The organism is Spirillospora sp. NPDC049024 (assembly GCF_040649235.1).
Classification (GTDB): domain Bacteria; phylum Actinomycetota; class Actinomycetes; order Streptosporangiales; family Streptosporangiaceae; genus Spirillospora.
This window is the reverse complement of the sequence record NZ_JBEZFD010000024.1, coordinates 79,670-102,663: the sequence shown is the minus strand read 5'-3', so window position 1 is coordinate 102,663 and position 22,994 is coordinate 79,670. Positions and strand designations below refer to the sequence as shown.

19 protein-coding genes are annotated in these 22,994 nt (G+C 73.4%); 9 read left to right on the top strand and 10 right to left on the bottom strand.

Features of this window, described 5'->3' with window-relative positions; translation table 11 throughout:
• Positions 1-11: 11 nt before the first annotated feature.
• The 3 genes from AB0C21_RS34840 to AB0C21_RS34830 form a co-directional block, all read right to left on the bottom strand.
• The gene (locus AB0C21_RS34840) at positions 12-1,538 is read right to left on the bottom strand and encodes a class I adenylate-forming enzyme family protein (protein ID WP_500210091.1); all 1,527 of its coding nucleotides are present in this window, start codon (positions 1,536-1,538) and stop codon (positions 12-14) included.
• A 54-nt stretch (positions 1,539-1,592) separates the two neighbouring features.
• Entirely contained in the window at positions 1,593-2,354 is a 762-nt protein-coding gene (locus AB0C21_RS34835; protein WP_500210089.1) for an SAM-dependent methyltransferase, read from the bottom strand.
• Positions 2,355-2,681: 327 nt separating this feature from the next.
• Entirely contained in the window at positions 2,682-3,518 is an 837-nt protein-coding gene (locus AB0C21_RS34830; protein WP_500210087.1) for an EamA family transporter, read from the bottom strand.
• A gap of 73 nt (positions 3,519-3,591) precedes the next feature.
• Here AB0C21_RS34830 and AB0C21_RS34825 point away from each other — a divergent pair, with 73 nt between their 5' ends.
• On the top strand, positions 3,592-4,524 hold the full coding sequence (locus AB0C21_RS34825) for a LysR family transcriptional regulator (protein ID WP_500210085.1): 933 nt from the start codon (positions 3,592-3,594) through the stop codon (positions 4,522-4,524).
• Positions 4,525-4,592: 68 nt separating this feature from the next.
• Entirely contained in the window at positions 4,593-5,414 is an 822-nt protein-coding gene (locus tag AB0C21_RS34820; protein ID WP_500210083.1) for an SAM-dependent methyltransferase, read from the top strand.
• A 192-nt stretch (positions 5,415-5,606) separates the two neighbouring features.
• Here AB0C21_RS34820 and AB0C21_RS34815 read toward each other — a convergent pair whose 3' ends face one another.
• Both AB0C21_RS34815 and AB0C21_RS34810 read right to left on the bottom strand, forming a co-directional pair.
• Complete coding sequence (locus AB0C21_RS34815; protein WP_500210082.1) at positions 5,607-6,701, bottom strand: NBR1-Ig-like domain-containing protein; 1,095 nt, start codon at positions 6,699-6,701, stop codon at positions 5,607-5,609.
• A 228-nt stretch (positions 6,702-6,929) separates the two neighbouring features.
• On the bottom strand, positions 6,930-7,268 hold the full coding sequence (locus AB0C21_RS34810) for a VOC family protein (protein WP_500210080.1): 339 nt from the start codon (positions 7,266-7,268) through the stop codon (positions 6,930-6,932).
• A 194-nt stretch (positions 7,269-7,462) separates the two neighbouring features.
• Between AB0C21_RS34810 and AB0C21_RS34805 the strand changes: the two genes are divergently transcribed.
• The 3 genes from AB0C21_RS34805 (at position 7,463) to AB0C21_RS34795 (ending at position 10,770) form a co-directional block, all read left to right on the top strand.
• Positions 7,463-8,695 carry an acetyl-CoA hydrolase/transferase family protein gene (locus AB0C21_RS34805; protein ID WP_500210078.1) on the top strand — a complete coding sequence of 411 codons (1,233 nt, stop codon included), beginning with the start codon at positions 7,463-7,465 and terminating at the stop codon, positions 8,693-8,695.
• Positions 8,696-9,030: 335 nt separating this feature from the next.
• Positions 9,031-10,272 carry an oxygenase MpaB family protein gene (locus AB0C21_RS34800; protein WP_500210076.1) on the top strand — a complete coding sequence of 414 codons (1,242 nt, stop codon included), beginning with the start codon at positions 9,031-9,033 and terminating at the stop codon, positions 10,270-10,272.
• Positions 10,273-10,449: 177 nt separating this feature from the next.
• Positions 10,450-10,770, top strand: coding sequence for an antibiotic biosynthesis monooxygenase (locus AB0C21_RS34795; protein ID WP_353820958.1), 321 nt, complete (start codon positions 10,450-10,452; stop codon positions 10,768-10,770).
• A 20-nt stretch (positions 10,771-10,790) separates the two neighbouring features.
• On the opposite strand, the gene AB0C21_RS34790 is transcribed toward AB0C21_RS34795, so the two are convergent.
• The 3 genes from AB0C21_RS34790 to AB0C21_RS34780 all read right to left on the bottom strand — a co-directional run bounded on the left by AB0C21_RS34790 (position 10,791) and on the right by AB0C21_RS34780 (position 17,026).
• A complete protein-coding gene (locus AB0C21_RS34790) occupies positions 10,791-13,403 on the bottom strand; it encodes a DUF4132 domain-containing protein (protein ID WP_500210074.1) in 2,613 nt (870 codons plus the stop codon).
• Between the two features lie 85 nt (positions 13,404-13,488).
• Entirely contained in the window at positions 13,489-14,427 is a 939-nt protein-coding gene (locus AB0C21_RS34785) for a DUF5996 family protein (RefSeq protein WP_500210072.1), read from the bottom strand.
• Positions 14,428-14,530: 103 nt separating this feature from the next.
• Positions 14,531-17,026, bottom strand: coding sequence for a helix-turn-helix domain-containing protein (locus AB0C21_RS34780; RefSeq protein ID WP_500210070.1), 2,496 nt, complete (start codon positions 17,024-17,026; stop codon positions 14,531-14,533).
• A gap of 175 nt (positions 17,027-17,201) precedes the next feature.
• Here AB0C21_RS34780 and AB0C21_RS34775 point away from each other — a divergent pair, with 175 nt between their 5' ends.
• A complete protein-coding gene (locus AB0C21_RS34775) occupies positions 17,202-17,657 on the top strand; it encodes a carboxymuconolactone decarboxylase family protein (protein ID WP_500210068.1) in 456 nt (151 codons plus the stop codon).
• Positions 17,658-17,707: 50 nt separating this feature from the next.
• Entirely contained in the window at positions 17,708-18,184 is a 477-nt protein-coding gene (locus AB0C21_RS34770; RefSeq protein ID WP_500210066.1) for an iron chaperone, read from the top strand.
• Positions 18,185-18,247: 63 nt separating this feature from the next.
• Here the strand turns inward: AB0C21_RS34770 and AB0C21_RS34765 are convergent, their stop codons facing one another.
• Positions 18,248-19,147, bottom strand: a complete 900-nt coding sequence (locus AB0C21_RS34765; protein ID WP_500210064.1) for an esterase/lipase family protein — start codon at positions 19,145-19,147, stop codon at positions 18,248-18,250.
• Positions 19,148-19,471: 324 nt separating this feature from the next.
• Between AB0C21_RS34765 and AB0C21_RS34760 the strand changes: the two genes are divergently transcribed.
• Together AB0C21_RS34760 and AB0C21_RS34755 are read left to right on the top strand one after the other, a co-directional pair.
• The gene (locus AB0C21_RS34760; protein WP_500210062.1) at positions 19,472-20,194 is read left to right on the top strand and encodes an SDR family NAD(P)-dependent oxidoreductase; all 723 of its coding nucleotides are present in this window, start codon (positions 19,472-19,474) and stop codon (positions 20,192-20,194) included.
• Positions 20,184-20,735: a MarR family winged helix-turn-helix transcriptional regulator gene (locus AB0C21_RS34755; RefSeq protein WP_500210060.1), complete on the top strand. Its 552-nt coding sequence runs from the start codon at positions 20,184-20,186 to the stop codon at positions 20,733-20,735. The genes AB0C21_RS34760 and AB0C21_RS34755 overlap by 11 nt, the downstream gene beginning before the upstream one ends.
• Before the next feature lie 14 nt (positions 20,736-20,749).
• Here the strand turns inward: AB0C21_RS34755 and helR are convergent, their stop codons facing one another.
• Positions 20,750-22,903, bottom strand: coding sequence for an RNA polymerase recycling motor ATPase HelR (helR, locus tag AB0C21_RS34750; RefSeq protein ID WP_500210058.1), 2,154 nt, complete (start codon positions 22,901-22,903; stop codon positions 20,750-20,752).
• Positions 22,904-22,994 lie beyond the last annotated feature (91 nt).

Here is a 22,994-nt window from a genome sequence, read left to right as displayed (position 1 = left end):
GGCGCCCGGGCTCACTTCGGGGCGGGCTGGTCGCCGTCCTTGAGGAGGGCCTTATGGATCTTGCCTACGGGTGTCAGGGGGACGTCCCGGGTGATGACGAACTGGCGCGGGACCTTGTAGTCGGCCAGGCGGTCGCGGCAGTAGGCGGTCAGTTCCTCGGCGGTGGGCGGCTCGGCGTCGGGGCGTGGGACGACGTAGAAGCGCCCGACCTCGCCCAGGACCGCGTCGGGGACCCCGATGCCGGCGGCCATCGCGACCTTCGGGTGGGCGGTCAGGACGTTCTCGATCTCGACCGGGTAGACGTTGAAGCCGCCCTGGATGTACATCTCCTTCTTCCGCCCGCGCAGGACCAGGTGCCCGTCGGGCTCCATCTCGACCATGTCCCCGGTGGCGAGCCAGCCGTCCGGGAGGAACACCTCGGCGGTCTCGTCCGGCATGTCCCAGTATCCGGCGGCGACGCAGGCGCCGCGGATCTGGAGCTCGCCGGTCTCGCCCGGCGGGAGGACGGTGCCGTCGGGCGCCGTCACGCGGGCCTCGAAGTCGCCGATGATCGCCCCGAGGGTCCGGGAGACCGTCTCCGGGTCGTCGTCCATCGGTGACAGCACGCAGGCGCCCGACGACTCCGACAGGCCGTACAGGCCGTAGAGCGGCGCGCCGGGGAACCCGCGCCGGATCGCGTCGGCGAGCGCGGGCTCCACGTTGGAGCCGCCCGCCATGCACAGCCGCACGGAGGAGACGTCGTGCTCGGCGAAGTCGGGGCGGCCGAGCATCAGCACGTACATCGTCGGGACGGCGCCGAGGAACGTCACCCGGTGCCGCTCGATCGCGCGCAGGGCGGCGTCCGGCGAGAACGCGGGCAGGAGCGCGACCGACCCCCCGCTGACCAGCGCCGCCATGATCGTGCAGGTGATGCCGCCGACGTGGTTGAACGGGAGGTGCCCGAGCAGGACGTCGTCGTCCGCCATCCCGAAGTGCTCGGCCTGGGCCGAGGCGGAGGCCAGGATGCTGCGGTGGGTGATGACCGCGCCCTTAGGGCGTCCCGTGGTCCCGGACGTGTAGAGGATCATCAGCGGGTCGTCCGGAGCCACCGCGGCGCGGGCCGCGGGGAGGGACTCGGGCGCCGGCGCGGAGGCCAGGGCGTCGAAGCCCGCACCGAAGTACACGGCGGGGATCCCGGACGACTCGAAGTAGGCGGCGAAGTCGAAGTCGGGCACGGCGTCGACGCTGATGACCAGCCGGGCGCCGCTCTGGCCGAGCATGTGGGACAGCTCCCGCTCCCGGTAGCGGACGTTGAGCGGGACGACGACGGCGCCGATCCGGGCCGCGCCGAAGAACGCCGCCAGCCACTGCGCGGTGTTGGGGCCGAGCAGGCCGACGCGGTCGCCCCGGCCGACGCCGCGGGCCAGCAGCCCGGCCGCGACCCGGTCGGTCAGCTCGTCGAACCCGGTGAACGTGATGGTGTGGTCGCCGTCGTGGAGGAACGCCTCGTCCCGCGTCGCCGCGGCCTCCAGCGCCCCTCCGACCGTCACTGCACGCATGTCGCCTTCCCTCGTCCCGGTGGCATCTCATCAGGGAGCGGTCGTGCACACACCTCAGAGCTTGCGGCCGACTCCGGCGTAGAACCAGATCGGCAGGGCCTCCTCGAGCGTGACCGGACGCTCGGGCCGCCACAGCGGCGCCCACACCAGGCCGGGGTCGACCAGGTCGAAGTCGCCGAACAGCCCCGTCACCTGCTCGCGGGTCCGCGGCGTGCCGGGCGCGTTCGTCCTCTTGTAGACCTCCACGACCTTCGCCACGATCTCGGGCACGCCGTCGGCGGAGGCGTGGGTGATCGCCATGTGGCTGCCGGGAGCGAGGGCGTCGCGCAGCTCGGCCATGATGCCGGGCGGGTCGTCCTCGTCGGGGATGAAGTGCAGGGTCGCGATCGTCAGCAGCGCGACCGGCTTCCGCAGGTCCAGCAGCCGGGTGATCTCGGGGTGCTCCAGGATCTCGCGGGGGCGGCGGATGTCGGCCTGGACCATCCGGGTTCCGGGCGAGTCGGCGAGGATGGCCCGGCCGTGCGCGACCACCTGGCCGTCGTAGTCGACGTAGGCGACGCGGGCAGCGGGGTTCACCGCCTGCGCGATCTGGTGGACGTTCTGCTGGGTGGGCAGCCCGGTGCCGATGTCGAGGAACTGGTCGATGCCCTGCTCGGCCATGTACCGGACGGCGCGGCCCATGAACGCCCGGTTCTCCTTGATCAGGGTGGTCAGGGTGGGGTCGGCGGCCTTGGCCTCCTCGGCGCGGAGGCGGTCGGCCTCGTAGTGGTCCTTGCCGCCGAGGTAGTAGTCGTACATGCGAGCGATGTTCGGCACGCTCGGGTCGAATCCGCCTGGCCCAAACCCCTCGCCTGCCACCGTGCCTCCCTCGCGGACAGCCCCATGCTGATCTTCACACGCCACTCTATGGTCTGCAATCGCTCCATCGGACCGGTCCACACGAACAACCGATCACGATTCGGTCGGACGGCGGGAGGCCCCGGCCGGGCGGTCCGGCCGGGGCCTCCCGCCGCCGCGGATCAGAGCTTGGGGGTGCGAGCCGCCCCAGTTGCGGTAGATGCAGAGCTTCACCGTGACGTCGGCGTTGAAGCCGCGGGGTTCTCCTTGATCACGAACGACCTTACGGACGATCCGAAACCAAGATCATTCTTTTTCTCCGGCGGCGGACGCGCCGGCCGCCGCCGCGGAGACGCAGGCGACGGCGAGCCAGGCGCACCAGGTGAGGCGCTCGTGCAGGAGCAGGAGCCCGGCGAGCGCCCCGGCGGCCGGTTCGAGGCTGACCATCACGGCGACCGTGCGCGCTGGCAGCCTGCGCAGTGCCGCCATGTCCAGCGACCACGGGATGACGGCGGACAGCAGGGCGAGGCCGAGGCCCGCGAGCAGCACCTCCGGTCGCGGCGGCGTCCCGCCCTCCGGCGCCGCGAGGGGCATGGCGAGCAGCGCCGCGAACGCCACGGCCCAGGCCAGCGGGGCGCCGTCCAGCGCCCCGGCGCGTTCGTTCAGGACGAGGTAGGCGGCCATGCAGGCGCCCGAGGCCAGCGCGAGCAGGACACCGGCGGCCGGCATGGCCGAGCCGGAGGGGCTGTAGAGCAGGAACACCCCGGTGCCCGCGAGGGCGGCCCACAGCAGGTCGGCCGGGCCGCGCGCCTTCACGAGGGCCAGCGTGAGCGGCCCGAGGAACTGCAGGGTGGAGGCGACCCCGACCGGCAGCAGCGCCATCGCCGGATAGATGAGGTTCATCCCGGCGATCGCCGCTCCGAGCGCCGCGACGAGGGCCGCCGACTCCCGGGGCGGCGGGCCGGGGCGGTGGACGAGCAGCAGGACGAGGGCCGCGAACGCCAGCCGCAGCGCGACCACCCCGGCGGTCCCGGTCATCGCGAACATCGCCTTGCCGCAGGCCTGACCGGCCTGGACCGAGGCCACGCTGCCCAGGACCAGCAGCGGCGCGGGGACCCGGCGGCCCGTCGTTCCGATCACCATGCGGCCAGTCTCGGAAGAGACGATCTTTCGCGTCCATCGAAAGATTCCGCACATCATCGTGTTGGATGGCCGCATGATCGACCATCGCCTGGAGACCCTGCGCGTGCTGCGGGAGCGGGGCACGGTCACCGCGACCGCCGACGCGCTGCACCTGACGCCCTCGACGGTGTCGCAGCAGCTCCGGCAGCTCGCCCGCGACCTCGGCGTCGACCTGCTGGAGGCGCAGGGGCGGCGGGTGCGGCTCACCGCCGCGGCGCACACGGTGCTGCGGCACGCCGACGTCCTGGCCGCGCAGTGGGAGCGGACCCGCGCCGACCTCGCCGGCCACCGCGCCGGGACGGCCGGGCAGGTGCGGTTCTGCGCCGTCTCCAGCGCCCTCGCCGCGCTCGTGGCGCCGGCCGCCGCGCGGCTCCGCGAGGAGCATCCGGCGCTCGCCGTGCACATGAGCGAGAAGGAGAGCGAGGACGCCGCCCACCTGCTCCTCGCCCGGCACTGCGACATCGCCGTGGTCGTCCCCAGCGAGCAGACCCCGGCCCCGGACGACGCGCGGTTCGCGCAGTGGCCGGTGCTCGACGAGCCGCAGGACCTGCTCGTCCCGGCCGGGCATCCGCTCGCCGCGGGCGGGGCGGCCCGGCTCGCCGACGCGGCGGCCGAGCCCTGGATCGGCTCACCGGACCGGTTCGACCAGCACCAGCTCATGCTCGCCGCCTGCGCCGCCGCCGGATTCACGCCGCGCGTCGCCCACGAGGCCAACGAGTGGTTCGCCGTCTCGGCCCTCGTCGCCCGCGGGTTCGGCGTCGCCTGGTGCCCCGGCTGGCGCCGCTGCCGCCGGACGACGACGTCGTCCGGGTGCCACTGCGGGGCGCGGCGGTGCCGTCCCGGCGCATCATCGCGATCGTCCGCCGGGGCAGCGAGGCGCAGCCGCCCATCGCGCGGGGCCTGGCGGCCCTCCGCGCCGCCGCGCGGCCCTGACGATCGACAAGCGCCGCGAAGGCCCCTACCTTGAGTGCTTCGGTGGCGGTTACCTCCGGCGGCCGCGCGTCCTCCGCCGGATGTCAGCTGAATGGAGAAGTCATGCCCTTCCCCGCAGGGCACGAGCCTCAGGCGTTCGACCCGACCGCGCCCAACGAGAGCCGCATGCACGACTACTACCTCGGCGGCAAGGACAACTACGCCGCCGACCGGGAGGCGGCGCTCCAGGCGATCGAGCTGGCACCGGAGCTGCCCGTCCTGGCGCGGGAGGGCCGCAAGTTCCTGAACCGCGTCGTGCGGTTCCTCGCGGCCGCGGGAATCCGCCAGTTCCTGGACATCGGGACCGGTCTGCCCACGCAGGGAAGCGTCCACCAGATCGCCCAGGCGGTGGCGCCCGACTGCCGGGTCGTGTACGTGGACAACGACCCCGTGGTGCGCGTCCACGCCCAGGCCCTGCTGGGGAAGGACCCCCGCACCGCGGTCGTCGAGGCCGACATGCGCGATGCCGAACGGATCGCGGGCGACCCCGCCCTGCGCCGCCTGATCGACCTCGACCAGCCGACGGCGCTGCTGTTCTTCCACGTCCTCTACACCATCCCCGACGACGAGGAGGTGGCGCGGAGCGTCGGGCGGCTGGGCGACCTGATGGCCCCGGGCAGCTACATGGCGATCTCGCACCCGGTCAGCGACCTGTGCCCGGAGGTCACCGCGCGGCTCGCCTTCCTCTACCAGCAGCAGACCCACGCGATCCGCGGCACGCCCCGGTCGAACATCCGCACCAGGGCCGAAGTCGAGCGGCTCTTCTCCGGCTGGGACCTGGTCGAGCCCGGTGTCGTCTACCTCCCCCTGTGGCGTCCCGAGCACGAGACCATCGAGACGTCCAGGCCGATCTGGAGCGTCGGGGGCGTCGGGCACAAGGCCTGACGCCCGTCACGCGACCGGGGTGCCGTAGACGCTCACCTCGGTGAGGGGGCGCCCTGCACCTGGCCGTCGACGAGGTCTGGCGCCGCCTCCCGGCGGTGGACCCGCACGGCCGGGCATGACCCGGGCGGAAAATGCCCGGACGCGACCCGCGGCGGCTCCGGCGGCCGGGAAATGCGGAACTGCCGCCGGCGGCTATCCCACGATCAGCTGGAAGTTCACCGGCCGGTTGCCCGGGAATGCCACTTCGCCATTGCCGTCGAGCATTTTAAAGCGCACGAAACAGAAGGCCGGCCCGGGCGGGGCCGTCACCTGGGTCCGGATGTCGACGACCCCGCCGGGCGGTGTGTCCGGGATCGGGACGTCCACGATCGTCTGGCACTGGTCGCGGCGCTGCGGCAGGTCGATGCGGTGCAGGGAGTAGCCGCGCCAGGCGACGGTGCCGGTGTTCCTGAAGCGCCACACCTTCTCGGCCTTCGCGCCGCGGCGGACGCGGGTGCAGTCGGGCAGGGTGACGTCGGCGACGAACACGGCGCGGTCGCCCTCGTGCGCGGGCGCGCTGGGCGGCGGGTTCTGCTGCTTCACGGGGCAGTCGGAGGATGTGATCACCGGGCCGGCGGAGGAGACCGGCCGGCGGGCGGCGGTGTTGCCGGTGGCGTCGGGCAGGAGGGAGTCCCCGATCACGGCGGCCGCGGCGATGGCCGCGGCCAGGGCCCCCAGGGCGACGTACCGGCCGCGCGACCGCGCGAGCCGCCGAGCGGGCCCGTGCTCGACCACGTACGGGACCGCGGGGCCGGTGAGACGCACGATCTCGCCGCTCTGGCGCGGCCCGTCGTCGCGCGTACGCGGATCCGGCGGGTCCTGGCCCTGCACGCCCAGGTCACGCGCGCGCGGACCGGCCGTGGCGAGGTCCGCCGCCGCGTCGGTCCGCGCGGGCTCCGCGCCGGCCGGGCCCGCCTCGCCCCGTTCGGCCGGTGCCGGGGCGGCGAGCGGCTGCTGCCCGGCGGCGCCCGCCGTGCGGACCAGCCGGTTCGCCGCCTCCCAGCGCTCGCGGTAGGCCTCCGGGTCGGCGCCGCAGGTCTTGACGAACTCGACCGTCGTCGCCCAGCTGGGAAGCCGGTTGCCCTGGGCCGCCTCATGCAGGGTGGTGTGGGAGATCGCCCGCGAGCGGCCCGCCATCTCGCGGAACGACGGCGTGCCCGCCGAGGCGCGCAGTGCCCGCAGCTCGGCGGCGAAGCCCTCGATCGCGCGGGCGCGGTCCTTTCGCGACTTCCCCGGTGCGCCCGACACGTCCAGCTCCCTCGTCTACCGCGCATCGGCGCAACGGCGCCGTCGCGTGGCCCGCAGATTACCGGGCTCCCGGGGTTCTGGGTAGCTTGCCGTTTCGAAGCGGCTGTGTTAGAAACACCGGCCGGGCTGATCACCCGGCGCCTTTTCCATGGCCGCCGGGTTAATGCCGAAGCAACGGCGATTATGGAATGGCGTCGAAGAGGCCCGGCGGCCCGGCGCGGGAGCGGGTCACCCGGAGCCGCCGAAGCCGATCTCGTTGCCCTCCGCGTCCCGGAAGACCACCTTGGTCACCCCGTTGCCGTACTCCTCGCGCCCCGCCGGGGTGATGCCCCGCTCGGCGAGCGCCGCCACCCGGTCTCCGAGATCGTCCACGAACGAGAACACCAGGGCGTTCCCCGCCCGCTCCGGGTCCTGGACGATGTAGACGTACCGGTGCTCGGCCACCTCCCACACGGCCTCGACGTCGTTGGGCAGGAAGGACGGCTCGCCGCCGAAGAAGCGCTCGTACCACGGCCGCGCCGCCGCGTAGTCGGTGACGGGGATGCCTGCGAACAGATCGAGTGACATGTCTTTCCTCGCTCGTCGTCGATGCGTCGTGGATACGACCACGGTGGCGCCGCGAATTCATCGCGCCGGCGGGCGGCCGGTCCGTCCGCATGATCGGGCGGGCGGGTCGGCGGCATCCCGGACGGTCGGGCAGACTGGCCACGCGGCCCCCTCGGCCCGGTCGCGAAGTGTCCGCCTCTCGGAAAGGGATCTCGATGCGCGTTGTCTCGGAGGAGCATCTGGCACGGGTGCTCGCAGGGCTGCCGGGACGGCCTCGGATCGTGGCCGGCGGCAACTTCGCCGCCCCGCGTTGGGCACTCGGGATCGTGGACGCCGCGGTCGGCGAGTACCGGCTGTTCATGCTCAACGCCCAGGCGGGCCTGCCCGACCGCGAGGGCGTGGACCTGGAGACGCCCTTCGTCGGCGCCGGGATGCGCGGCCGCGCGAACCTGCGCTACTTCCCGTCGCGGCTGTCGCTGGTGCCGAACCTGCTGAAGGGCTCGCTGCCGCCGGACGTGGTGATCGTGCAGACCTCCCCGCCGGTCGGCGGGACCGTCTCGCTCGGGATCGAGGTCAACATCCTCCCCGCGGCCATCGAGGCCGTCCGGGCGCGCGGCGGCCTGGTCATCGCGCAGATCAACCCCGGCATGCCCTACACGTTCGGGGACGCCGTCCTGGCCACCGACGAGATCGACCTGGCGATCGAGGACGACGAGCCGCTCGCCACCCCGGTCCCCCGGCCGCCCGGGGAGGTCGCCCACGAGATCGGCGGGCGGGTCGCCCGGCTCGTCCCGGAGGACGCCACCCTCCAGCTCGGCATCGGCGCCATCCCGGACGCCGTGCTCTCCTCGCTCCTCGAGCGGCGGGGGCTGCGCGTCTGGTCGGAGATGTTCAGCGACGGCGTGCTGGCGCTGGAGAAGGCGGGGGCGCTCGACGCCGGCAGCCCGATCACCGCCTCGTTCGCGTTCGGCGGCCCGGAGCTCTACGCCTGGGCCGACCGCAACGAGCGGATCCGGATGCTGCGCACCGAGAAGACCAACGACCCGAGCCTCATCGCCCGCCAGCCCCGCATGGTCTCGGTGAACTCCGCGCTCCAGGTCGACCTGTTCGCCCAGGCCAACGCCAGCCGCGTCCGCGGGGCGATCTACTCCGGCTTCGGCGGGCAGACCGACTTCGTCGTCGGGGCTCTGCACTCCCCCGGCGGGCACGCCGTCATCGCCCTGCCGTCCTGGCATCCGCGCGCGGACGTCTCGACCGTCATCCCGCGCGTCACCGGCCCGGTCACCTCGTTCCAGCACAGCTACATCGTCAGCGAGCAGGGCACCGCCACCGTCTGGGGCAAGGACGCCGCCTCCCAGGCGCAGCAGATCATCGACAACGTCGCCCACCCGTCCGCTCGCGACGAGCTGCGCGAGCAGGGCCGGGATCTCGGCTTCCCGCTGCGCTGACTCTCCCCCCGGCGCGGCGGCCCGCGCTCGCACGCCCGCCTTCCTTCGAGACGGCGGCGTCTTCCCGGTCCGACCCGCCAGGGACGGTAGGTGCGGCCTTCGACGCCCCACCCCCCGTAGGGCGGGACCTCGGCGGTGTCCAGGACGGCCGCATGCCCGCCGACTCCCCGGGCGAAGCGGATCGGGTGGCGCCATCCGGCCGCGTCGGCGAAGCTCCCGCCGCCTATTGGCAGAGCGCCAATAACGGTCTAGGGTTCCGGATTAGCTCAGGAAACCCGGGAGTGTCCGACATCGCGTTCGGGGAGGGCGCTCCCGGCCCGAGGAGGAGCGAAGGCATGGACAGACCCACCAGACGCAACGTGTTGATGACGGGCGGGGCGCTCGGCGCTCTCGGCGCGCTGAGCGTCGCCTCGCCCGCGCAGGCGTCCTCACTGTGGACGTGGTCGCCCAAGGGCTCGGTGGCGGGCGCGGGCAAGGGCGCCGACCCGCGATGGGTCTGGGACCCCGAGGCGGACGAACTGGTCGCCTCGCTGCTCGACCGGGGCGACGTCCCCAAGGTCAACGAGCTGCTGCGGCAGTGGACGAAGAACGGGCAGCCGCTGCCGGACGGGCTTCCGGCGGATCTGCGCGACTTCATGGAGCGCGCCCGCCGGCTGCCGGACTGGGCCGACCGGGGCAAGCTGGCCACCGCGTTCGAGTTCAACGAGAAGCGGGGCCTCTACCTCGGCGTCACCTACGGCTTCGCCAGCGGGATGATGAGCACGGCGATCCCGCACGAGGCGCGCGCGGTCTACTACTCCAAGGGCGGCGCGGACATGAAGGACCGCATCACCAAGACCGCCAAACTCGGCTACGACATCGGCACCGAGAAGGCCTTCGAGCCCGAAGGCGAGATGGTCGTGACCTGCGTCAAGACCCGCCTCGTGCACGCCGCCGTGCGCCACCTGCTGCCGAAGTCCCCGTACTGGTCCAAGACGGCCGACGAGAAGATCCCGATCAGCCAGGCGGACATGATGGTCACCTGGCACAGCCTTCCCACGACCGTCATGCAGAACCTGGTCAAGTGGAAGGTGCCGATCCCGGCCGCCGAGTCCGAGGCGTTCCTGCACTCCTGGCAGCTCGCCGGGCACATGCTCGGCATCCAGGACGAGTACATCCCCAAGTCGTGGGACGAGGCGAACTCCCAGGCGAAGCAGGTGCTGGACCCGGTGCTCGCCCCGACGCCCGAGGGCGTCAAGCTGGCCGACATCCTGCTCAACCTCGGCTCCACGATCGACGGCGGGATCCTCACCAAGCCCATCCTCGGCTCGCTCACCCGCTACCTGCTCGGCGACGAGATCGCCGGATGGCTGAAGATCTCCCCGGACCCGCTGTGGGACCCGCTCATCGAGACCCTCTGGCCGCCCTTCGTCGCCGTCCGCGAGGGCGTCCTCGACCTCACGAAGGCGCCCAAGGAGCTGCGGCAGCTCTACTGGGCCTTCGACGAGATCCTCCGCCAGGGCGCCCTGCTCTACCTGTCCGGGTTCAAGCTGCCGATCAGCATCGAGATCCCGCAGACCAACAACCCGCACTACTGACCCGGGCCGCCACGGACCGGGGCCTCGACCCGGCTCCCGCTCCCCCGGAGACGCTCGACGTCGACGCCGGGCTCTGAACCGAGGAGGTTCCGAGCCCGGCGCGATCCGCCGCGCCTCCCGCCCGCGAGCGGTACAGTCGGCGGTCCAGCGTTGAGGCCGTCGACGAGGGGAGCTCCGATGATCGCCAGAGTGTGGCGCGCGACCGCCACCGCCGAGGGCGCGGAAGCCTACCGCGACCACTTCACGGGCTCGGTGCTCCCGGCTTTGGCCTCCGTGGACGGTCATCGAGGCGCGTACCTGTTCCGCCGGGACGCGGGCGACCGGGTGGAGCTGGAGGTCATGACGCTGTGGGACTCCCTCGACGCCGTCCGGGCGTTCGCGGGAGACGACATCTCGACGGCCGTCGTGGAGCCGGAGGCGCAGGCCGCCGTCCTGGCCTACGACACGACGGTCACCCACCGGACGGTCATGGTCGACTCCGTCTCCGACGCGCGGTAGGGCGGAGCCGTCCCGTCCGGCTAGGACGCGCTGCGGACGAGGTCGTGGACGGCCTCGCTCATGGTGACCGGGTCGACCTCGCCGAGCGGCACCGTGTCCCGGGGTGAGCCGGCGGGGGCCGGCCCCGCCCACAGGGCGTTGATCTTCTGGTCCTCGCCCTCCCCGTACATGTAGTACCCCAGGCCCGGGCTCAGGTCCGCCACGACGTACAGGCCGGCGGGGTCGCGCCGGGCGAGCCACCCGCCCGCGAAACCTCCGTCGGCGTCGAGGGACTCCCACCGCCCCTGGGAGTGGCCCTTCGCCTTGCCGTAGGGCAGGACGAGCCCCTCCACCCGGGCGAGCCGGTGCGCGGCGCGCTCGTCGTCCGTGAGGCGGTGGACGGGGCGCCCGAGCTGCTCGAACGGCTGGAGGATCTCGTAGTCGGCGAACAGCTCGGCCCAGGCGTCGAGGTCGTCGCCCAGCAGCACGGGATGGGCGATGCTGATGCGGGCGTCCGGCGCGGGAGTGAACGGGTCGTCGCCGACCCCCGCGTAGGCGCGGCCCTCGTCGACGCGGAACGCGGTTCCGGAATCGGTGGTCCACACCAGCCGGCGGACGATGTGCCCCAGCAGGGGGTGGTCGACGAACAGGGCGCGGAACTCCTCCGGCGTCCAGCTCCGCCGGTTGATCATGGCCAGTTCCAGGCGCCTGATCTCCTGGTCGGCGATCGTCCGCAGATCCTTCCGGAGGCCGGTGAACAGGGCGTGGGCGGCGGGGGCCAGCGCCGGATCGTCCTTGGGGCCGGGCTTCGGGGCGCTCTTGCGCCGCTTGCCGCCGGGCTCCACGACCAGCGGGACGAGCTGCTCGTCGAACGTCACGGTGAACCGGCGCGCGCCGTAGTCCAGGACGAGGGTGCCCCGCTCGTCCAGCCCGAAGTCGGGGACGGCGCGGTCGGCCAGCGCGTCCCGCGTCATCCCGCGCGCCGCGGCGATCGCGTCGATCGTGCGGTCCGCCCTGCCCTTCAGCCCCTTGTACCTGCCGCGGCGGGTCAGCTCGAACAGGTGGGTCAGGGCCACGTCGGAGCCGATCGCGGCGAGGACGTCCAGCGCGGCCGCGGCCCGGCCGGCGAGGCCCTGGCCCGGCCACGCCTTGATCAGCGGGCTGAGCCGCCGCACCGTCGTGTCGTCGCCGATGAGCCCCAGCTGCGCCAGCGCCCAGTTGTGCCGCGTCGGCGCGCCGAGCGCGTGCCAGCGCTGGAACACCGCCCAGGAGAACTCGGCCAGCGAGTGCCGGTCGCAGTACGCGCGGACCTCCGCCGCCTCGGGCGCCTTCTTGGCGAGCAGGGTCAGCAGGCGCGCGGTCGCGCTCGCGGGCAGCGCCCGGTCACCGCCGCGCGTGAGGATCCGTGGCAGCAGCGCGGGGTCGGCCCACTCCGACTTCGCACCCCGGCCCGGCTTGCCGGTGAGGATGGCGGGCACGTCGTCGCTGTCCGGAACGGCCGGTCGCGGCAGGAGCGCCTCGGCGCTCCCCGAGGGCAGCGACTCGGCAAGGGCCGGCCTGGCGTGCAGCAGCCCGCGCACCGTTCCCGCCGCCTGCAGGCCCCTCACCGTGTCGTCGCCGACGAGCGGCGCCAGGGCTCGGAGCGCGTGTTCCGGGTGCCGTTCGGCCGCCTCCTGCAGAGCGGCCGGCACGCCTTCCAGCCCCATGTGGTCGAGCAGGAGCGGGAAGACCCCCTCGTCCGCGATCCCCACGAGGCCCCGCAGCACGGTCGGCCGCGTCTCGTCGGCGTTGTATCCGCCCTGGAGCGCCCTGTCGAGCAGCGGGAGCGCCTCCGCGCCCAGGGCGTCGAGAAGCGTTCCGATGACGCCGGGAGTGACCGGCACCCAGCCCACCCTGTCGATCTGCGCCGCGCTGGACAGCGAGCACACCAGGTACTCGTGTTCGAGTGCCCGGTGCATCCGCCCGAAGGAGTCGTCGAAGGTCTCGTCCAGCCAGGCCGTCTCGGACGGGAGGAGATAGGCGGCCACCCGCCGCCTCCAGGCGTCACCGCGATGGCACGACACTCGTGCGACGGCGTCGCGGTACTCGTCCTCGGGCGCGGCGGCCAGCAGCGTGCGGAGCCGCTTGAGCAACCCCTTCTCGGCGATCCACCGGTTCGTCGGGAAGTGGTCTTCGGTGGTGACGCGCCGAATCTCACCGCGCCATGCCCTGGGCGGGTCGACGTAGTTGTAGGCGACGAGCCGGATGACGCCGTCGGGGCCGGGCGTCGCGACTACCGGCACCGGGCCGAGTCCGATCGAGAAGAGCTCGGTGACCGCGCAGGCGGCGAAGGGGAGCCCGTGGTCCAGCACCCACGCGTCGAGGAACGCCGCACCGCCGGTGCCTTCGAGGTACTTCACCGCGACGGCGGCGACGGCCGCCGCGCCCGCCGGTTCGACCTCCCCGTCCAGCCACGCCCGCGCGGCCCGGCCGAGCTCCGGGTCGGTGCGCTCGTGCTCCAGCATCTCCGCGGCGATCGGACGGGCCTCCCGCAACCGCTCGCGCGCCCTCCGCGCCGCGCCCTCGTCCGGGACGGACGGCGGAACGGGAACCCCGCCGCGCCTCGGATGGATGTGCTCACGCCACTCGACCGGGATCTCCACCGTCTCGACCATGGCACCGCAAACTAGCGGCGGCGGCCGACATCCTGATCCGGCGCCGACCGGCCGCGGTGGGCTCGGCCCCTGGCGGTGCCCTCGCTCAGTCCCCCTGCCGGGTCTTGTGGGCCCATCGCGCCGGGTCGGCCTCCAGAGAGGCGCGGTCCCAGCCGCCCAGGTCGGCCGCCGCCTCGTAGGTGCCCTGAAGGAACTCCAGGAGGGCCCCGTCGGGGTCGGGGTGCTCCCGCACCGCCTCGTACGGCAGCAGGAACTGGCCGTTCTCCCGGCTGTAGAAGGCGCCGGACGGGCCCACCGTACGGTCGGCGAACCCGGCGGGCTCGGGGTAGGCGTAGGCGTAGAAGGCGCCCTCCTCGCCCCCGCCCGGCCAGAAGCCGCAGCTGCTGAGCTCCCGCGAGTACCCCTCGACCATCACCCAGTCCCCGCAGTTCGGGGCCCCGCCCGGATGCTCGGGCGCCTCCCGCCCGGAGAAGCGCGTGCAGGCGAGGTCCATGGCGCCCCAGAAGAAGTGCACGGGGCTGACCTTGCCGATATAGCGGGAGCGGAACTCGCCCAGCACCCGCGCGGCCTGGAGCAGCTGCTGCCAGAAGAGGTGCGCCGCCTCGGGGTCGTAGGAGGCGTGCTGGTCGTCCTCCGCGAACGGGATCGCCGGTTCGACCTCGTTCGGGTGCGCCTGGATGTGCGTCTCGATCCCCAGTTCGTGCAGCGCCTCCATCGTCCGGGCGTAGAACCGCGACACCGGCATGGGCGCGAGCTCGAACTCCCGGAGACTGCCGTCCGAGGAGCGGATCCGCAGCCGGTGGTCGACGAAGTCGAACTCGATGTCGAACACGCCGCCGTCGTACGGGATCGCGGACGTGGTCAGCCCGCGCGGGCTGACGTACAGCGTCACGTTCCACCAGTGGTTCAGCAGCGGCGCGTGGGCCAGCCGGACCTTGCCGACGATCTGCGTCCACATGTGCAGCGTGTCGCGCGTCCGCGTCCAGTCGGCGACGCGCAGCCGCGGCCAGGACTGTCGTTCCACCAGGGGCCCCCTTCCAGCCGGAACACCATGCTCATGCCCCGGATGCGGCCACCGCAATAGCGCGAACGCTTGATCCGGAGCCGTGGGCGCGGCCGGCGGAGCGTCAGGCCGGCCGGGCGTCCGGTTCGAGTTCCCGGCGGATGGCCTGCCCCGCCGCGCGGTGCTCGGCGGCCGCGGCCGGGTCCGTGCCGTCGAGGACGGCGGCGATCCCCTCGCGGGCCAGCGCCTCCGCGTACCGGTACCCCAGTCGCGGGGCCAGTTCCAGGGCCTCCCGGTGCAGCCGCAGCGCCTCCTCCGGGAGGCCCGCGAGCCGGCAGGTCTCGGCATGGCCGTAGAGGAAGTGGATCTTCCAGTGCTCCTCGAACAGCTCGTCCAGCAGGGCGAACGCCCGGCGATGGGCGGCGAGCGCCTCCTCGTACCGGCCCGCCTGCCGCAGGGCGACGCCGAGGCAGTTGAGGCACCACGCCTCGTTGTGCCTGTGCCCGTCCTCGCGCGCCAGCGCGAGCGCCCTCTCCAGGTGGCCCATCGCCTCGTCGGGCTCCTCCTGGGCGATGGCCACCCCGAGGGTGATGCGGGCGGTCAGGACCGGGGGCCAGGCGGGGTCGGTGTGCGGGAGGTCCAGCACGGTGCGGGCCAGCCGCGCCGCCTCCTCGCGGTGCCCGAGCTGGAGCTTGGCCCAGGCCTCGTAGGCGATCGCATGGGCCGTTCCCGTGGGGCAGCCGGCGTCCGCGTAGAGCCTTCCCGCCCGCCGGAAGAGGTCGAGCGGCTCCTCGACGCGGCCCTCGTCCCACCGCAGGTAGCCCCGGCGCATGGTCAGTTCGGCCTCGGCTCTGGCGTCCCCGGCCCGGGACACCAGCGGCTCCGCCGCCTGGTACGCGGCGTCCGCCTCCGCCATCCGGCCCGCGTTGTAGCGGGCGAAGCCGAGGTCGCTGTGCGCCTCGGCCAGTTGCAGCGGGTCGTCCAGGCGCCGCGCGGCGGCCAGCGAGTGCTCGAAGAGGACGTTCAGGTGCGTCGTGCCGCAGCGCCGCGCGAAGAAGGCCCGCATGTGGCGGGGCAGCTCGCACACGTGGGCGTCGGCTCCGGCCGCGACCGCCGCCTCGAAGACGGCCATCAGGTTGGCGTACTCCACGCCGAACCAGCCCAGCGCCGCGTGCTTGCCGGTGAACGCCGGCAGTTCGGCCGGGGGCCGGCCCGCCGAGACCTCCAGGACGGGAGGCAGGTACGACACCGCGGCGTCGGCGGCGGCCGCCGCGTGCACGTAGTAGTCGAGCACCCTGCCGAGCGCCTTCTCTCGTTCGGCGGGCGGGTCGTGCTCGGCGCCGGCGCGGCGCGCGTGCAGGCGCACCAGGTCGTGCAGCCGGTAGCGGCCGGCCGCCGGCTGCTGGACGAGGTGCGCGTCGAGAAGGTTCTCCAGCGTCGCCCGGGCGGCGCGCACCGGGACGCCCGCCACTGCCGCCGCCACGTACTCGTCGAAGGTCGCCCCGGGCAGCAGCCCCAGCAGCCGGAAGAAGCGGTGCTGCGCACGGTCCAGCTGCCGCACCGACATGGCGAACGCGGTGTCGAACTCCGTGGCGCCCTCGGCCATCCGCTCGACGAGGATGCCCACGGTCCAGCCCGGCCGGTGCCGCAGCCGCGCCGCGGCCAGCCGCAGGGCCAGCGGCAGCCGGCCGCACAGCCGCAGGACCTCGGCGGCGGCCTCGGGTTCGCGCGCCAGCCGGCCGTCCGGTCCGCCCGGGTCCCCGCTGGCGCGGGCGAGCAGTTCGGCGCTCTCCCGCGGTGTCAGCACGTCCAGCGACACCGGGGGCACCTCCTCCAGGCCCAGCAGCCGGTTGCGGCTGGTGATCAGGGCGACGGACGGGCCCGCGCCGGGCAGCAGCGGGCGGACCTGGTCGGCGTCCGCGGCGTTGTCGAGGACGACGACGGCCCGCCGGTGCGCCAGTTCCGACCGCCAGCAGGCGGCCAGCGGCTCGATGCCGCCCTCCTGCGGGATCTTCTCCGACGGCACGTCCAGGGCGGCGAGCAGGGTCCGCAGGGCGGCGTCGGGGTCGAGCGGTTCCCGCCCGGCGGTGAACCCGTGGAGGTCCACGTAGAGCTGGGCGTCGGGGTAGTCGGCGGCGAGCCGGTGCGCGGCGTGCACGGCGAGGCAGGTCTTCCCGACGCCCGCCATGCCGTCGACGGCCACCACCCGGTCGGTCTCCACCGCGGCGAGCACGGCGTTCAGCTCGGCCTCGCGCCCGGTGAAGTCGGGGACGTCGCGCGGCAGGTCGTTGCGGGGCGGGCGCGGCGCGCCGGCCGGCGGCGACGGGGGCTGGACCTGGCGGCTGGTCTTCGGGGGCGCCGGCAGCGGGTTGGACGCCCGCTCCCACAGCGGGCGCAGCGGGCGGGGGTCGCGCTTGAGCAGGCGGCAGAGCGCGATGACCGCCGTCCAGGGCGGCACGGTCTGGCCGCTGAGGTAGCGCGACAGCGACGAGGAGCTGAGCCCGGCGTCGCGCGCGAGGGCGCGGACGCCGCGTCCGGACACCTCCTGGAGCATGCGCAGCCGGGCCGCCAGCTCGTCCTGCGGGTCGGCCTTCGCCGCCCGGTGTTGTTGCGCGACCACCGATCCCCGCCTCTCCGTCCCACCGCGGCCGAACTCGCCCGAGGCGCGTATCCGCAGCTCAGAGCCGTTTCAGCTGTCCCACGGTGTCCCACCGACGTCGTCATCGTAGGCCCCGGCGGCTGTGATGGTGACATGCCCTCGAGGGAAGGGGGCGCCACGCAGAGGAGAAACGCAGATGCAGTCCCGTATGAAGAACCCCGCCATGGTCCTGTCCGGCGCGATGCAGCCCATCCAGGAGATCTTCAAGGCCGCGCACTCCGGCGGGGTGTCGGACGAGATCCTCGAACTGGTGCACCTGCGGGTCAGCCAGATCAACGGCTGCAGCGCCTGCGTGGACGCCGGCGCCAAGACGGCGCGCAAGGCCGGGGTGGGCGACGAGCGGCTGGCCACCGTCGTCGCCTGGAGGGAGGCCCCCTACTTCACCGAAGAGGAGCGGGCGGCGCTGGCCCTGGCCGAGGCGGCGACCCGGCTCGCCGACCGCGCCGACGCCGTGGACGACGACGTCTGGGACAGCGCCGCCACCTACTTCGACGAGAGGCAGCTGGCCGCGATCGTCCTGATGATCGGCGTCACCAACCTGTTCAACCGCCTCAACGCCACGACCCGGCAGATCGCCGGCGCGTGGGGCTGAGCGCGTCCCGTCCCGGGCACGACTCACTCACGAACCAGGAGAATCCAGCCATGAGCGACACGAAGAAGACCACCAAGGGCACCGCCGCGGCCGGCGCGCAGTACGACGGCTTCACCGACGAGGAGCGGGCCGCGATGAAGGAGCACGCCCAGGAGCTGAAGAAGGCCGCGCGCCGCAGCCCGGGCAAGGCGAAGGCCGACGGGGAGGCCGACGTCCTCGCCAAGATCGCCGAGATGGACGAGGCGGACCGGGTCATCGCCGAGCGGGTGCACGAGATCGTCAAGGCCGCGGCGCCGGACCTCGTGCCGAGGCTCTGGTACGGCCAGCCCGCCTACTCCAAGGACGGCAAGGTGCTCTGCTTCTTCCAGGCCAAGGCGAAGTTCAAGACGAGGTACGCGACCCTCGGTTTCAGCGACGTGGCGGCGCTCGACGACGGCGCCATGTGGCCGACCGCCTACGCGCTGACGGAGCTGACCGCCGAGGGCGAGGCGCGGATCGCCGCGCTCGTGGAGAAGGCCGCGGGCTGAGGACCGCCGGGACGGCCGGAGGCCCCGGGCCGGTGGAGGCCCGGGGCCGCTTCGGCTGGTCCGCTAGGAGCGGGACCAGTAGTAGAGGGCGTTCATCATCAGCTTGAGCGGCCCCGGTCCGTTGCTCGTGCTGGTCCAGTGGCTCCCGTTGTCGTGCGAGTACTTCATCTTCCAGTGGGGGCCGGGCCCCTTGTTCTTGATCGAGGAGTGCTCCAGGCCCTGGCCGGCGGCGTAGACGGCCTTGTGCTTGGCCTTCATGCTGATCGCGGCGCCGCTGGTGACGACGTCATCGTCGCTCGCGCCCATCAGCGTCCAGTCGGTGCCCTGGTTGGACTGCGGGTTCTGGCCCGCCCAGCTGAGGAAGCCGCTGCCGGGACGCATGTCGCTGCACTGCTTCCACCCGCGCGCCAGCGTGCAGGTCGTGGCCCAGTTCGTGCCGCTGAACGGGGTGCTGAACGTGGCGACGTCCTCGATGTAGATGTAGTTCGGCCAGTCGGCGTTCTGGTGGTACTTCTTCACCCCGGTGATGGCCGCCCGGACGACCAGGCCGCCCATGGAGTGGGCGACGACGTCGACCGACTTCCCGTGCCTGGAGTAGTTGTTGTAGATGTCCCAGGCGAGCCTGCGGCCGAGTTCCTGGATCCTGCTGTCCAGGTTCCCGTTCACTTTCCGTGTGCAGTTCACGTCTTTCTTGTAGTAACCCCACGTGATGAACTTGCCGGTCCACCCGCCGTTACGCAGAGCGGTCTGCGCGGAACTCCACGCACTCTTGCAGTCCACCTTGGCATTTCCCGCCGTGGCGTGGTTCCAGTCGATTCCGTGGATGAAATAGACGGGCTCCGACTTGCCGTTGCCGCGGGCCGGACCGGACGCCCACGCGGGGCTCTGCGCGACCACCACGGCCGCGGCGACGGCGACGGCGACCACCAGTGCCGCGAGGACTCGGACGATTCGACGGACCATCTCTGGCCTTTCTCCGGGCCGCGACCACGGGACGGTCGCGGCTGGAAGAAAGATCCCGGATTCCGGCGAATACCGGATAGTGCCCGGGGAACCGTTCACGGTCCGGGAAGAACGGTGCCGGAGGTTCTGGTGAACACCTCCCCTTTCTGCTAGGGGCCCTCCTAAGGCCTCCACCAGGAAAGGACTTCGAGCCGTGGAATCGGCCGAGTCCGGCCAGGACCGGGAAGAAACGGCGTCCCGGACGGCCGGGTCGCGGACCGGCTGACTTTAGGTCTAAACTCAGGCCGGAACACGGTGGGACCTGGACACGGGGAGGGGTTCGAGATGGCACGCACGATCGTGGTCGGCGGCGGCGGCACCGGCATCGGAAGGGCGGTGGCGGCCCGCTTCGCGGCCGACGGGGACCGGACCGTCGTCATCGGCCGCCGCGCCGGCGTGCTGGAGGAGGCGGCCGGGAAGATCGGTGGCACGGCGCTGCCGGCCGACCTGGGCGATCCGGCCGAGGTCGAGCGCGTCCGCGCCGAGCTGGCCGGGCGCTTCGGCTCGATCGACGTGCTGGTCAACTGCGCGGGGGGCAACGCCGAGTACCACGGCGGCCCGGACGGCGTCGCGGAGCGGTGGACGAGCAACTTCCGCGCCAACGTCCTGACCGCGGTGCTGCCGACCGAGGCGTTCCGCGATCTGCTGAACCCGGCCGGGAGGGTCGTGTTCGTCTCGTCGGTCGCGGCGCTGCGCGGCTCGCGCGGCACGTCCTACGGCCCGATGAAGGCCGCCTTGCACCCGTACGCGTTCGATCTCGCCGCCGCCCTCGGGCCGCGCGGTATCACGGTCAACGTGGTCGCCCCGGGGTTCATCGAGGACACCGAGTTCTTCGGCGGCTCCATGAACGACGAGCGCCGCGCGGCGCTGGTCGCGCAGACCCGCACCGGACGGGCCGGGACGCCCGGGGACGTCGCCGAGACCGTGCACTGGCTCGCCTCGCCCGGCGCGGGGCACGTCACCGCGCAGATCATCCAGGTGAACGGCGGGGCCGAGCGTGGCCGCTGAGCCGCCGCGCGTGGCCGCCGAGCCGCTGCGCGACGGCGCCGACGCCATCCAGGACGCCTGGCGGCGCGAGCTGCCGGGCGTCCCGGTGGAGTCGATCGGGGTCGTGACCAGGATCTGGTGGGCCGCCAAGGTCTTCGGCGACGAGCGCCGCCGCCTCCTGGCGAGGCTGGGAGTGGACGTCGCGACGCTGGACCTGCTGTCCACGCTGCGCCGCGCCGGCCCGCCGTACCGGATGAGCCCGGGCGAGCTGGCCGACGCCTGCATGGTGACGCGCGGGGCGATCACCCAGCGGGTGGAGCGGGCGGCGGAGGCCGGGCTCGTCGAACGGACCACCGCCGGATCCGGCTACCACACGCGGGCGGTCACCCTCACCGGGGACGGCAGGGCCCTGCTCGACCGCGTCGTCGCCGACCTGCTCGGGGCCGAGGACCGCCTCATCGGCCACCTGGCGCCCGACCGCCGCGAGCAGCTCGCCGGCCTGCTGCGCGAGCTGCTCGCCGGGCTCGGCGGCCCGAGCCCGCGGGGCCAGGTCGGGGACTGAGCCGGCCCGGCGGGTCAGGGGCTCGTCAGGATGACGAGCTCCCGGGTCGCCCGGGTCATCGCGACGTAGCGGTCGACCGCTCCCTCGATGCCGTCGCCGAACCCCTCCGGGTCTACGAGCACGACCAGGTCGAACTCCAGCCCCTTGGCCAGCTCCGGGGTCAGCGACCGGACGCGGGGCGTCCCCGGGAACGCCGGATCGCCGATGACGCAGGCGATGCCGTCGTCGTGCGCGGCCAGCCAGGCGCCGATGACCGCGTCCAGGTCCGCGGCCGAGCCGTGGACGACGGGGACGCCGGTCCCGCGGATCGACGTCGGCACGTTGGCGTCCGGGAGCGCGGCACGGATGACCGGCTCGGCCTCCGTCATGATCTCCTCCGGCGTCCGGTAGTTGATGCTCAGGGACGCCAGTTCGATCCGGTCGAACCCGACCCGTTCGAGCCGTTCCCGCCACGACTCGGTGAACCCGTGCCTGGCCTGGGCGCGGTCCCCGACGATGGTGAAGCTGCGGGACGGGCAGCGCAGCAGCAGCATCCGCCACTCCGCGTCGGTCAGCTCCTGCGCCTCGTCCACGACGACGTGCGCGAACGGGCCGGCGAGCAGGTCCGGGTCGGCGCCGCCCAGGGCGCTCTCGTCGACGAGGACGTCATGGAAGTCCTCGCCGCGCAGCATCGTCACCAGCCCCGTCCCGTACTCGTCGTCGGCCACCTCGATCAGGTCGTCCACGACCCTGGCCATGCGCTCGCGCTCGGCGGCGACGGCGGCCTCGCGGCGGCGCCTGCGCAGCGGCGCCTTCGGGTCGCCGAGCCGCTGCCGCGCGGCGTCCAGGAGCGGCAGGTCGGACACCGTCCACGCCTGGGCGTCCTCACGCTGCAACCGGCGGATCTCGTCGGCGCCGAGCCAGGGCGCGCACAACCGCAGGTAGGCGGGCACCGACCACAGATCCCCGACGAGGTCGGCCGCCTCGATCAGCGGCCAGGCGCGGTTGAAGGCGCTGCGCAGCTCCGGGTCCTGCCGGAGCGACCTGCGGACCAGGTCGGGCGACGCGTCGCCCTCGTGCTTGTCCGCCAGGATCGTGAGCAGCTCCTCCCAGATCTGGTCGCGCGCCTCGTTGTGCGGCGTTCCGGGTTCCGGCGCCTGGAACGCCTCGGCCCAGTCGGCGGGGCTCAGCCAGACATCGGACCAGTGGGTGGTGACCTCCATCCCCTCGGCGGGCGGGTTCTCGTAGAACCCGACGGCCTTCTCGATCGCCTTGACCATGTCCGCGGACGACTTCAGCCGGGCCGCGACCGGGTCGGCCTCGACCGCCGCACCCGCGCCCTCGGCGACGAGATCCCGCAGGGTGCAGGTCTGCACGCCCTCCTCTCCGAGGCTGGGAAGCACGTCGGACACATAGGCCAGGTAGGGCTGGTGCGGGCCGACGAACAGCACGCCGCCCCGGTGGTGGCCGAGGCGCGGATCGGAGTAGAGGAGGTAGGCGGAGCGGTGCAGGGCGACGACCGTCTTGCCCGTGCCGGGGCCGCCGTCGACGACGAGGGCGCCGCGCGACCCCGCACGGATGATCGCGTCCTGGTCGGCCTGGATGGTGCCGAGCACGTCGCGCATCCGGTCGGACCGGTCGCCGCCCAGGCTCGCGATGAACGCGGACTGGTCGTCCAGCGCGGCGTGCCCGGCGAACTCGTCCGCGGTGAACACCTCGTCCCAATAGTCGCTGATCCGGCCGGCGGTCCAGCGGTACCGGCGGCGGCTCGCCAGCCCCATCGGATTGGCGTGGGTCGCGCCGAAGAAGGGTTCGGCCGCGGGCGAGCGCCAGTCGAGGAGCAGCCGGCGGCCCGTGGTGTCGGTGAGGCCGAGCCGGCCGACGTAGACGGGCTCGGAGCCGTCCGCGCCGACCATGTGCCCGAGGCAGAGGTCCAGGCCGAAGCGGCGGAGCGTGCGCAGCCGGGCGGTGAGGCGGTGGATCTCCATGTCCCGGTCCATCGCCCGCTGCCCTATGCCGCCGGGCGCCTTGCGCTCGGCCTCGAGGCGGTCGGACAGGTCGCGGATCGCCTGGTCGAGGCTCTCGGCGATCGCCGCGAAATGCCGCTCGTCGGCCTCGGTCAGCGCCGGGTCGGCCTTCGCGGACAGGCGCTCGGGGAGGTCGAACACGCTGGCGGTCAAGGGGTTCACGTATCGGCTCCGGCTCGTGGTCGCTGCTCGTGTGCCGGCGGGTTCCCGCGACCGCCGGGGAGCCCGCGGACCGCCGTCGCCGCGCGACTCG